The sequence below is a fragment of the Bradyrhizobium sp. UNPF46 genome (assembly GCF_006658625.1).
Lineage (GTDB): Bacteria > Pseudomonadota > Alphaproteobacteria > Rhizobiales > Xanthobacteraceae > Bradyrhizobium > Bradyrhizobium nitroreducens.
In genome coordinates this window covers 37,576-48,359 of the sequence record NZ_LFJB01000106.1, presented here as the reverse complement: position 1 = coordinate 48,359, position 10,784 = coordinate 37,576, and the positions used below count along the sequence as shown (strand labels likewise).

At 65.0% G+C, this 10,784-nt stretch carries 11 protein-coding genes, 1 tRNA gene and 1 pseudogene; 5 read left to right on the top strand and 8 right to left on the bottom strand.

Going from position 1 to position 10,784, the window contains the following annotated elements; all coding sequences use genetic code 11:
• From UNPF46_RS34485 to UNPF46_RS34470, 4 genes and pseudogenes are all read right to left on the bottom strand, one after another.
• Positions 1-344 (bottom strand): annotated as a pseudogene (locus tag UNPF46_RS34485) (hypothetical protein); the annotation flags it as partial.
• An 86-nt stretch (positions 345-430) separates the two neighbouring features.
• The gene (locus UNPF46_RS34480) at positions 431-1,255 is read right to left on the bottom strand and encodes an AfsR/SARP family transcriptional regulator (RefSeq protein WP_142253039.1); all 825 of its coding nucleotides are present in this window, start codon (positions 1,253-1,255) and stop codon (positions 431-433) included.
• A gap of 920 nt (positions 1,256-2,175) precedes the next feature.
• Positions 2,176-2,457 carry a DUF2934 domain-containing protein gene (locus UNPF46_RS34475; RefSeq protein WP_142253038.1) on the bottom strand — a complete coding sequence of 94 codons (282 nt, stop codon included), beginning with the start codon at positions 2,455-2,457 and terminating at the stop codon, positions 2,176-2,178.
• 700 nt (positions 2,458-3,157) lie between these two features.
• On the bottom strand, positions 3,158-3,337 hold the full coding sequence (locus UNPF46_RS34470) for a hypothetical protein (protein ID WP_142253037.1): 180 nt from the start codon (positions 3,335-3,337) through the stop codon (positions 3,158-3,160).
• Positions 3,338-3,905: 568 nt separating this feature from the next.
• Here UNPF46_RS34470 and UNPF46_RS34460 point away from each other — a divergent pair.
• A complete protein-coding gene (locus UNPF46_RS34460; protein ID WP_100176399.1) occupies positions 3,906-4,091 on the top strand; it encodes a hypothetical protein in 186 nt (61 codons plus the stop codon).
• A 34-nt stretch (positions 4,092-4,125) separates the two neighbouring features.
• Positions 4,126-4,353, top strand: coding sequence for a hypothetical protein (locus UNPF46_RS34455; protein WP_100176400.1), 228 nt, complete (start codon positions 4,126-4,128; stop codon positions 4,351-4,353).
• 66 nt (positions 4,354-4,419) lie between these two features.
• Here UNPF46_RS34455 and UNPF46_RS34450 read toward each other — a convergent pair.
• The 4 genes from UNPF46_RS34450 to mnmA form a co-directional block, all read right to left on the bottom strand.
• Positions 4,420-4,496, bottom strand: a tRNA-Met gene (locus UNPF46_RS34450).
• 372 nt (positions 4,497-4,868) lie between these two features.
• Positions 4,869-5,222 carry a hypothetical protein gene (locus tag UNPF46_RS34440; protein ID WP_100176401.1) on the bottom strand — a complete coding sequence of 118 codons (354 nt, stop codon included), beginning with the start codon at positions 5,220-5,222 and terminating at the stop codon, positions 4,869-4,871.
• A gap of 46 nt (positions 5,223-5,268) precedes the next feature.
• The gene (locus UNPF46_RS34435; RefSeq protein WP_142253036.1) at positions 5,269-5,907 is read right to left on the bottom strand and encodes a class I SAM-dependent methyltransferase; all 639 of its coding nucleotides are present in this window, start codon (positions 5,905-5,907) and stop codon (positions 5,269-5,271) included.
• 249 nt (positions 5,908-6,156) lie between these two features.
• Complete coding sequence (gene mnmA, locus UNPF46_RS34425; RefSeq protein ID WP_100176403.1) at positions 6,157-7,338, bottom strand: tRNA 2-thiouridine(34) synthase MnmA; 1,182 nt, start codon at positions 7,336-7,338, stop codon at positions 6,157-6,159.
• Between the two features lie 350 nt (positions 7,339-7,688).
• On the opposite strand from mnmA, the gene UNPF46_RS34420 reads away from it, so the two are divergent.
• The 3 genes from UNPF46_RS34420 to sciP all read left to right on the top strand — a co-directional run bounded on the left by UNPF46_RS34420 (position 7,689) and on the right by sciP (position 10,739).
• Entirely contained in the window at positions 7,689-9,317 is a 1,629-nt protein-coding gene (locus tag UNPF46_RS34420; RefSeq protein WP_142253035.1) for a flagellar hook-length control protein FliK, read from the top strand.
• 13 nt (positions 9,318-9,330) lie between these two features.
• Positions 9,331-10,038, top strand: coding sequence for a flagellar hook assembly protein FlgD (locus UNPF46_RS34415; RefSeq protein ID WP_142253034.1), 708 nt, complete (start codon positions 9,331-9,333; stop codon positions 10,036-10,038).
• A gap of 425 nt (positions 10,039-10,463) precedes the next feature.
• Positions 10,464-10,739 (top strand): CtrA inhibitor SciP, encoded by a 276-nt coding sequence (gene sciP / locus UNPF46_RS34410; RefSeq protein WP_002714638.1) that lies wholly within the window; start codon positions 10,464-10,466, stop codon positions 10,737-10,739.
• The last annotated feature ends 45 nt before the right edge of the window (positions 10,740-10,784 follow it).

The window sequence follows — 10,784 nt, the reverse complement described above, 5'->3', positions numbered from 1 at the left end:
GGCGCGCTTGCTGCCGGCTGCAGACCGGGCTGGGCACTGAACACGCCGAGCTGGTGACCGATGTTCACGCCGGTCTGCACGCCCTGCCCGATCTTCTTCAAGACGCTCCAGAAGCTCTGCAGCTCCATCTCGGAGACCTGCGCCGAACCTTGCGTGTCCGGACCTGCCGAAAACGGCAGGAAACCTCCGCCGATGTTTCCGACGACACCGCCGATGGTCTTTCCCTTCTTGCCGCCGAGCAGATTACCGATAACGCGTCCGGCCGCACCGCCGAGGATGGAGCCGAAAATCCCCTGCGGGTCCAGTTGGCCGTAATCCTCGTACTGCTGCTGTGTTCCACTCATGATCAAAGTCTCCTGATGAAGTGCCTGATCCGCGAGCGACACGCGCTTCCCGAAGGGAGTCGCGATCACTGTGCGGGCAGCTAGAGCTACGACAGGGATCGTGATGCAGGCGTCACGTCGAGCGTGAAAGTTGCGTCAAAGTTTTTGGCGAGCGGCAATTTGAGCGAGGCGGATCGCTGGGACGCATGGAACATGCGGCGAATCTCGCGATGCAATTGTTCGGTCTCCTGGTCCGGCACCGCGCGAACGTCGCGCCACAGCACGGCGCGGCAAAGATCATACTGACGCAAGGCGTCGGCTCGGCGACCGTGCTGCGCATAACAGCGCATCAATATGCGATGGACCCCCTCCTGTAGCGGGTCGATGGCGAGAATGCGCAGCGCGAGCGCGATCGCGATATCCATGTGTTCGCGCTTGTCGGCATCCAGCAGGCCCGCAAGCGCCTGCATCGCCAGTGTCCTCAGCCGCTGGCGCTCGGCAGACAGCCAGGACTCGAATTGGCATGACGTCGAGCTGGTGCCCTCGAGAAGATCGCCTCGATAAAGCACCGCCGCACGGGCCAGCCGTTCGGGATGGCCCTCCCTCAGCAGGCGCTCGAACTCCCCGACATCGGTACTTATCTTGGTCGGGCAGATACGGATGTCGTCGCGATCGGCCGAGATCACGTCGGGACATTGCGGCAGCGCGCGCCGCAACGTGAGCAGGGCTTGTCGAAGGCTGGCGCGCGCGCGATCGCTGAAGTGACCGTCCCATAGCAGGGTGGCGAGCTTGCCGCGTGAAATGGCCCGTGGGGAACTGAGCGCGACATAGCCCAGAAGAGTTGCAGCCTTGCGGCTGGGGATCGATACCGACTCACCGGAAGCAGAAATAACCTCGACACCGCCGAAGAGATTGATGTGGAGCAGCGACATTGTCCTTATCCTCGGTCATTGTCTTCCGTCCCTCATTTCACCCGCTGGCGAACACTCTTCTTCTGATCAAGACCACCAACGATGTGGACAGCACCCATCGCCCACACGTCGTCGACCAAGTCGAAATGCTCGCGGCCACCATACAACCTGAATTAGACAAAGCAACGCATGTCGCCCGGCATCGCGTCAGCAAATTGTGAGCCGCTAATCTTCAAAGTGTGAGATAGCCCATAGGCAGAATGCGAATTGCGGTCGCGGCGACCGCTCGCATTTGATGCATTCGACGACGACGACGATGGAACAGCGCGCGAGCTTGCTTGATATGTCGCGCTGAACGCTAGGCAAATCTCGTTACATCGCTCAGGTGGTTGCGTGAGCCGTTCGACGCACGCGAGCAAAGCGCACTTGCCGTGCCGGGGCTCGAACGGCGGAAACGGAACCGTGCACCGAGGGCGTGCGTCAGAAAGCCGCTGCGCGTAATGTCAGTCACAGTCACCGATTTCTTCTGGATGGAAACCTGGACGAAGGTTTCCGCTGCCGAGACATGATGGGCTTCCGCAAGGGCTCCACCCGCTCCACCGTCTCGAGTCCTCACGCGGCACCCGGCCTCGCATCAACTGTGCAATGTGTGCTTCAGATCACAGCGGAATCACACGCCTTGGCGTACAAGGATCAGGCATGGCCGCAAACAAGGTAACGGCGGTACGCGTGAGGCTGCGGCGACGATCGACAGCTCCGGACTTTTCGAGGCCGCCTGGGTGATGAGCCCGGCGGCTTTCTTCTTTGTTGCGCTCCGGCACGAGAACGTGGATGCCGGGCGTTCGCCGCGCCAAAGGGCTTCGGCCCGCAGGCGGGCGGGACAGCACGGGCATGACGACGCTGGCCGGGGCGCTCGTTCGATCGAGCCCGGCAGCTGTCGCCTAAGAACAATCGCCTACACCCTTCCGCTCCTCCCACTCGTCCTCCAGTTGCCGCTCCGCTTCGAGCCAGAACTCCAGCTCGCGATCTGCCGGCCGTCCCGCCCGCTCCCAGAGTTCGTAGGCGCGGGCGCGCACCTGGCCGCGGCGCATCATGCGGCGGAGCTTTCGTTTCAGCTCCTCGGCAAAGCCGCGGAAGCGATGGCCGGTGGGTTCGTCCTTGACGAGCGCGGCCGCTCGCGTGGCGAGTTCGATCTGGTGCTCTATCCTCTTCTGCTCGTCCACCGCGGATGCTGCTGTCGTCAGAGCCCGTCTTGGTCAGACAGTGAATGCCTTGCCGGGATGGTCCGTTCCTTCGGCGGCGGGCACGGAATGGACCGAGCGAAGCGCATTCAGGTCTGAGCAGGAAGGGGCATGATGGGTTACGCTTCGCTCACCCCATCCCAGGAACCATCGCATCGCGCTGCTGCCACGTCGTGTCAGCCTCGACGACCACCGCTCTGACTTCCGGATCCTCGTCTCCTCCTGAAAAGCACGGCCCACCCTGGGGGGCATGGGGGGCTTGGAGGCGGGCCGTGCAGGCCAGCAATCGGCGGCGACTCTGGCCCGCGGATTCAAGCGTCGATCGGGCGCGCGAGTTCCTCGCCGCGCGTAACCGGCGACCAAGACCTCATCAATTGATGGAGACTGGAAAGAACACGGTGTCCAGCCAGAACAGGAGAGCGCCGATGCCCAGAACCGCGACGGGCGCGGGCATGAGGCGAGTAAACCGACGGTTGGACGCGTGGACTTCGTCCGAGAGCTCGCCTGCCAAGGGACGCCTGAGCGTCAGCAGACCCCGCCACCCGGGCATCGCGCCGGCTCTCGCCAGGGCCAGTCGTCCCGCCATCGCCAGGATCACAACGCCGCATCCCCACGTCGCGACGGTGAGGACACGAAGCAGGTCGTGCGACACCTCGTGGAAGGGGCGACGCAGGCACGGGGCTCATCCGACGTGCCATCGCCCTTTGTGGATATCGAACTTCACCGAGCCTTCGTCTCGCATCTTCAACAGGAGGGACTGGCAGGCTTCCTCGTTCGCGACATTGGCGCGTCTCATGACCTCGTAGACTTTGAGCGGCTTCTCCCGAAGCGCCATCAGGATCTTTTCTCGATCATTCAGCACGACGACACTCCTCCTGCCAGCACGCGCCAGATCACTGCAAGTCCGACAGCTGCTCTTCCGTTACGACTCGCTCGACATTCCCCGACTTGCTCTTGATGCGATATCGAAGACGTCCATCTGCCTCGATGGGCATGCATTGAACGACGGTGTAGATCATTGCCGGATCGCTTGCTGCACGTCCTTGTGGACCTTGGGGCTGGTGGCGTACGTCTTCATTCGGCTTATAGGCATATGACATGGGCTCACCTCTCAAATCGTCTACGGTCGCCCTAGCGTAGAGCATGCTGTGACGCAATGTAACCATTGCTTCCCGTTCAGGCTCACAAAAGCAGGCGCAGCGCCGCGCGGTCCGGCCCTGTCCAGCCTTGTCCCCAAGGCTGGGGGCGGGTTCGTCGCCCTTTTGCGATCTCCCCACCAGAACCGTTCGTGCGGCTGTTTCACCGGTGCGCTGGAACCGCCGGGCTGGGCACCCTGCGTCTTTGAGGTCGCCGCCTGCGCGACAAGCGTCTATTGTTCCCGGGAATCACTTGAATAGTTCTGGACAAATCGCAGATGCAAGGATCGCGCAATGGCCAAACAGAAGCGCTCCGCCGAACAACAGGTCGCGGATGAAGCGGACCGCAAGGCGCAAAATCCTATCGGGGCGCGGCAAGTGATAGCGGACAGCCACGCCGATCCGGAGTTTCAGGAAAACCACAAGCGTCTCAGAGCGGAGCGCCTGGCGCGAGAAGCCGGGCCGGCAAGCAAGAATTGACCCGACTGTCGAGCAGCGTTTGGATCGAGACGAGATGACAAAACCAACGGATGAATACCAACCGCGGAAGCCGATCAGCAAAGCGGAGCGCGAAGCGCGCAAGGCCTTCCGCCAGGTCGATGCAGTGAAGGCAATGTCCGAGCACGCGCTCGCCGAGGAGGCCTTTGCTCGAAATCGAGAGCGGCTGAAGGCAGAGCGGCTGGCGCGGGAAGCCGCAGCGGGCCCGGCGCCAAAAAAGAAGCCCAAGACGAAGAGCAAGTGAACCCGCGCGACGCGAAGCAGGTCGTGCAACACCTCGTGAAGGCCGGCCATCCGAAGCTCGGGGAATTGGTAGCGGGAGAGGGACTCGAACCCCCGACCCCAGGATTATGATTCCCGTGCTCTAACCAGCTGAGCTACCCCGCCACAGGGTCGCGAACGGCGGTGAAGGCCGATCTCGCGAACGCGCGGCATATAATAAAGGGGGAGCCGGGAAGTCAATCCGCGTTTGCTAAAGCTTCGGCGGGACAAGGCGTTTCGGTGGAAAAGCGGCCGATTTTGGCGGCGGATTTGCCCGTTTTCGAGCACCAGAGCCTTTCCCGTTCCGATGGAATCGGAACGGAGCTCTAGATTCTTGTTTAGACGCGTTTTCTTGACGCGAACCGGTATCCACTCCGCTCGAAAACGCTCCAGGACTCCCGGAGAGTCCCCCTCACCCGAAATCCGCGCTGTTGCGCGGATTTCGACCTCTCCCCGCACGCGGGGAGAGGCGAAGCATCGCGGACGCGCGAAGATCTCTTATTTCGGCCGCACGGTCTGGTCGCCGCCGGGGCTGCCGGGGGGCGGAATGACCGGGGTGTTGCCGCCGCTGTCGGGGGCCGGGGCGTGCATCTCGGGGTCGACGCCGGCCGGCGGGCAGAGCACGCCGTCGGATTTGGCCAGCTTGTCACCGAGCGGTTCCCGGGACTGGCCGGTGGTGGTGCCGTCCGATGAGCGGTTGGGCCGGTCCTGCGGCATGCAGTTGGCGGCATGTTGCGGGGATGGCGGCGCGGTCGCTTGCGGCGGCGTCGCCGGGGCGGGCGGGGCCTGCGCGATCGCGCTGCCTGAAGCGGCGATCAGGAGGCCCGCAAGAATGAGGTTTGTCGTGCGCATGGAAGGGGAACGCGCGCGCGGCGCCCCCTGTTCCCGCGTCACATCATCACGATTTGCGGTAGCGGATCAGCGAGAAGTGCCCCATCGGCGGCATCGGCCTGCGCTCGTTGAGCGTGATGCCGCCGTGCTTGGCGGCCCAGTTGACGAGGCGGGCCCAGGGGAATTCCGGGCGCCAGCCGAGGCGGCGCGCGATGGGGGCGAAGGCGAGCTCGAACAGTTTGCGCGGGCCGCTCTCGGCGCCGATGTGGTTGACCAGGATCAGCTCGCCGCCGGGCTTGAGCACGCGCACGAACTCGTCGAGCGTGCCTTCCGGATCGGGCACGGCGGTGATGACGTATTGCGCCACCACCGCGTCGAAGAAGTTCTCGGGGAAGGCGAGGTTCTTCGCATCCATCACCGAGAGCACCTCGACATTGGAGAGGCGCAGCGTGCGCACGCGCTGTTGCGCCTTGCGCAGCATCGGCTCGGAGATGTCGACGCCGCAGATCTTGGTGGTGCGCGAATAATCCGAGAGCGACAGGCCGGTGCCGACGCCGACGTCGAGGATGCGCCCGCCGATGCGGTCGGCCTCCGCGATGGTCGATTGCCGGCCGGCGTCGAACACCTTGCCGAACACGAGATCGTAGACCGGTGCCCAGCGGCCATAGGCCTTCTCGACCCCGGCCCGCGAGATGTCTGCTGCCATGCCCCTGCCCTTACACGAAACTCTAGAGAGAATTGTCTAGTGGTGAGATCGAAGTCAGCCCCGCGCGCGGTCGAGCGCCTCTCCCGCGTGCGGGAGAGGTCGCCACGCTCGCAAGAGCGTGGCGGGTGAGGGTTCTTTCCGCTCGCAATATATCGCGTGTTGAGAGAGCCCTCTCCCCAACCCTCTCCCGCAGGCGGGAGAGGGGGCGCACCTCCGGTGTCGCGAGAATGCGGTCCGATCTCATGATGATTAGCCGCGCACGGCTTCCGCGAGCGGGCGCGATGGCGCGGCTCCGACCTTCGCGGCGGCGCTTTGAATGAAGCCGCCGCCGAGCACGCGCGCCTGCCCAGAAGGGGCATCGTAGAACACGCAGGCCTGGCCGGGCGAGACGCCCTCTTCGCCGGCGACGAGCTCGACCTCGTAATGGCCATCGCTGCCGCGCAGCCACGCCGGCTGCGGCGCGCGTGTCGAACGCACGCGCACGAACAGCTCGAGGCCGCCGCCGATGGCGCGGTCGATGTCGCCGCCGCCGATCCAGTTGACGTCGCGAAGCGCGATGCGATGCATCTTCAGGGCATCGCGCGGGCCGACGACGACACGGCGGTGAGCTGCCTCCAGCCGCACCACGAACAGCGGCGCGTGGGCGGCGATGCCGAGGCCGCGGCGCTGGCCGACGGTGAAATTGGCGATGCCGTTGTGCCGGCCGAGCACGCGGCCCTCGAGATCGACGATCTCGCCGGGGTCCATCGCGTTCGGCCGCAGGCGGGTGATGATGTCGGTGTAGCGGCCGGTCGGCACAAAGCAGATGTCCTGGCTGTCGTGCTTGTCGGCGACGCTAAGGCCAAAGCGGCGCGCGAGCTCGCGCGTCTCGGGCTTGGTCATGTCGCCGAGCGGGAAGCGCAGGAAGTCGAGCTGCTCTTGCGTCGTCGCGAACAGGAAATAGCTCTGGTCGCGGTCGGCGTCGGCCGCGCAGACCAGCGCGCGCGAGCCGTCCTCGCGGCGGCGCGAGGCGACGTAATGGCCGGTGGCAAGCGCCTGCGCCCCGAGCTCGCGCGCGGTCTTCAGCAGATCGCGGAATTTTACCGAGCGGTTGCACTCGATGCACGGCACCGGCGTCTCGCCGAGCGCGTAGCTGTCGGCGAAATTGTCGATGACGGATTCGCGAAAGCGATCCTCGTAGTCGAGCACGTAATGGGGAATGCCGAGCTTGGCGGCGACGTCGCGTGCGTCGTGGATGTCCTGGCCGGCGCAGCAGGCGCCCTTGCGGTGGGTCGCAGCGCCGTGGTCGTAGAGCTGCAGCGTGATGCCGACGACGTCGTAGCCTTCCGCCTTCAGAAGCGCAGCCGTCGTCGAGGAATCGACGCCGCCCGACATGGCGACGACGACCCTGGTGTCCTCAGGACGGCCTTCGAGATCCAGACTGTTGAGCATGGGCCTTAAGGGGTTGTGACGGCGGCGTGCGGCGATCCGCGATTTCTTGCCTCTCGCGGGACATCGGCGATCCCCGGGAACTTCGGTTCCCGAAAGGCACGGCTGCCCGGTCGAAAGCGGCTGAGAGTAACCTCTTTAATATAGGCGGCATTCCGGTGAAGCAATCACGCACGGCGGCCAGCTTAGGGCAATTCTTGCCGGGGAGGCAGAAATGGCGGGGTTGCGGCGGGCCCCGCAGGCTCGATCACGAATCTTCAAACCATTGATTTTACTATATAAAATTACATTATGCGGCACTGGCCCGCTCCTTGCTCCCCTTGATGCCGAAGTTTGTTTCCAAGGGGTCGCCTGTGGTCAGTCGTACGTCAGATGTCGTGGCCAGCGTGCAAGTCTCGAGCACGCAGCAAAAGCCTGCCCGGTCGCAGAGCACCAAGGACACGCAGCAGGCGCCCGACTCCTTCGGGTCGCTGGTCGACAGCAACACCCAGGCGATCAGCACCAAGGACGCCGCGCAGGACAGCGCGCCGCGGCGGAGCGATTCGTCCTCTGCCGACAAGGGCCCGCGCGACACCTCGTCGACGGATCAACCCGCGCAGAGCAAGGCGAGCGACGACACCGACACGTCCGCCCCCGCCAGGGACGACAAGGCGAGCGACACAACCACCGATCCGGCCAAGGACGCCAACAAAGACAAGCTCCAGGCCAAGGATAAGGCCAAGGACAAGTCCGAGACGTCGGACGCCAAATCGGCCGACGAGACCAAGGGCGACAAGGCCGAGGCCACCAATGGGCTCGCCGCCGCCGTCGATGCCGCGGCAACCGCGCCAGCCGACGCGGCGCAGGCCGCCGTGCCTGATCCGAACGCGATCGTGGTTGCCGCACCTAGCGTCCCGACCGATGCGAACGCCGCGACGAACCAGGCCGCCACCTCCTCACCGCTGACGATTGCCGCCGCCGGCATCGCCGCCAGCGCCTCGACCGCGGCGCAGATCGCGGGCGGCAAGACCGACACCGCCACGCCGGGCGACAAGAGCGCCAAGACCGCCGGCGCCAAGGTCGACGCCGACACCTCGGCGGCGCTGGGCGATGCCGCCACCGGCGCAACCGATGCGGCCGCGACCGACACCAAGCCGAGTGCCGGACTGGTCCCCGCCAATCAGGGCACGCCGAAGACCTCGTTCCAGGCCGCCGTCGCCACTGCGCAAGGACAGTCCGACGTCTCCAATATCGGGCAGGACACCGGCAAGGCGAACGCTGCCACCGCGCAGGCGCCGGGCGCCGCGACCGCCAATGCCGCCGCGCATCCGCAAGTCGCCAAGCCGCAGGCAGACGGCGCAGCGACCGAGACCAAGCCGGGTGCGGCCGACCGCACCGCCGACGCGACCCAGGGCGCGCCGACCACGCCCGCTCATGCAGGCACGCAAGGTCTGGTCACCCCGACCGACACCAACGCCCAGGCCGCTTCGGCCGTGCAGGCGCCGCTGACGAACACCACCTCGACCGCGTCCGCATCGACCGCGACGCTGACCGCGACCGCCGCCACCAACACGGCCGTGCCGATCAACGGCGTGCCGGTCGAGATCGCGGCCGCGATCCGCTCCGGCAAATCCCGCTTCGACATCAGCCTCGATCCGGCCGAGCTCGGCCGCATCGATGTGCGCATCAACGTCGACCGCGCCGGCAACGTCACCTCGCATCTCACCGTGGAGAAGCCGGAGACGCTGCAGATGCTGCGCCAGGACGCGCCGCAATTGCAGCGCGCGCTCGACGATGCCGGCCTCAAGACCGGCAGCAACGGATTGTCGTTCAGCCTGCGCGACCAGAATTCATCGGGCCAGAATTCCGGCCAGAGCAACGACAATGGCGGCAATGCCCGCCGGCTGATCATCAGCGAGGACGACGGCGTTTCCGCCGCGCCCGTGGGACGCAGCTACGGCCGCATGCTCGGTTCGAGCAGCGGCGTCGACATCAGAGTGTGAGGAGTATTCGATCATGACCACCACGAATGCCGCCACCGCCCCCTCCGTCGTCTCCGGGACGACCGAGCTGCCAAAATCCTCCTCGTCGAACTCGCTGAGCTCGACCACGGGATCGACGCTCGCCGGCAACTTCCAGACCTTCCTGACGCTGCTGACCACGCAGTTGCAGAACCAGAACCCGCTGGATCCGCTCGACACCAACCAGTTCACCCAGCAGCTGGTGCAGTTCGCGGGCGTCGAGCAGCAGCTCAAGACCAACGATGCGCTGTCCCAGCTCGTCACCCTGCAGCAGACCACGCAGGCGACCCAGGCGCTGGGCTTCGTCGGCAAGACCGCCCTGGTCGACGGCTCGACCGCGACCATGAAGAACTCCTCGGCCACCTGGCATCTCAACGTGCCCACGGATTCGACCGTCGAGATCACCGTCGCCAATGCCAGCGGCCAGACCGTGTTCACCGGCAAATACACCGCCGCCGCCGGCACCGACGTTCCCTTCACCTGGAACGGCCAGGGCAATGACGGCACGCAATGGCCCGACGGCAAGTACACGATCTCGGCAACCGGCAAGGACGTGGCGAACAACAATGTCGGCATCGCAGCGCAGGTGCAGGGCACCGTGTCGTCCGTCGACCTGACCCAGTCGCCGCCGCTGCTGACCATCGATGGCGCCAGCTACACGCTCAGCCAGGTCAAGAGCATCATCGCGACCGGCAGCAATTAAAGGGGCGCGAGGGCTCGCCACACACTCGCTGTCATCCCCGCCTAGTTGCGCAATTGCGCACGGGGGCGGGGATCCATAACCCCAGGACAACATTTGGCGAAGACTCGTAGTTAGGAAGTTTTTCTTGGTACTGCGACCGCGCCTCATCGAGAGATCATGCGGCATGGATCCCGGGCTCGCGCTCCGCGCGCCCCGGGATGACAGCTGAGGGCCTCGCGCCACCGCGCGCAGGCTCCATTCGTTAGTAAAGTATTTACAAAGACCCCCTCGACCGGCCCGGACGCCCCCGTCCCGCCGGCCGAGACGGCGCCGCTTCGGCCATTTTCAACGAGAATTGTATTGAAGCCTTAGGCTTAGCGGATTTTTAAGCCGCGGGGGTTACGGTTACGGCGTGAGTTCAGTGGTTGAGAGTTTGTGAGTACGCCATGACAGAACCCCATCGCCCGAGGGTAAAATACGTCATCGGGCCGGACGGCAGTCCGTTGACGATCGCGGATCTGCCAGCACCCGGCACCAAACGCTGGGTCATCCGCCGCAAGGCCGAAGTCGTCGCCGCCGTGCGTGGTGGACTTCTCTCGCTCGAGGAGGCCTGCAGCCGTTATACCCTGACGGTCGACGAATTCCTCTCCTGGCAGTTTTCCATCGACCAGCATGGTCTGGCGGGTCTTCGCACCACCCGCATTCAGCAATATCGCCAGTAAGCGATCCGGAAATCTGCGGCTTTTGACGAAAATCGGCCTCGCCCC

Coding starts and splice junctions, on each gene's coding strand:
- UNPF46_RS34480 (WP_142253039.1), bottom strand. CDS start 1,255: ATGTCGCTGCTCCACATCAATCTCTTCGGCGGTGTCGAGGTTATTTCT.
- UNPF46_RS34455 (WP_100176400.1), top strand. CDS start 4,126: ATGACAAAACCAACGGATGAATACCAACCGCGGAAGCCGATCAGCAAA.
- UNPF46_RS34415 (WP_142253034.1), top strand. CDS start 9,331: ATGACCACCACGAATGCCGCCACCGCCCCCTCCGTCGTCTCCGGGACG.
- mnmA (WP_100176403.1), bottom strand. CDS start 7,338: ATGCTCAACAGTCTGGATCTCGAAGGCCGTCCTGAGGACACCAGGGTC.
- UNPF46_RS34440 (WP_100176401.1), bottom strand. CDS start 5,222: ATGCGCACGACAAACCTCATTCTTGCGGGCCTCCTGATCGCCGCTTCA.
- UNPF46_RS34435 (WP_142253036.1), bottom strand. CDS start 5,907: ATGGCAGCAGACATCTCGCGGGCCGGGGTCGAGAAGGCCTATGGCCGC.
- UNPF46_RS34460 (WP_100176399.1), top strand. CDS start 3,906: ATGGCCAAACAGAAGCGCTCCGCCGAACAACAGGTCGCGGATGAAGCG.
- sciP (WP_002714638.1), top strand. CDS start 10,464: ATGACAGAACCCCATCGCCCGAGGGTAAAATACGTCATCGGGCCGGAC.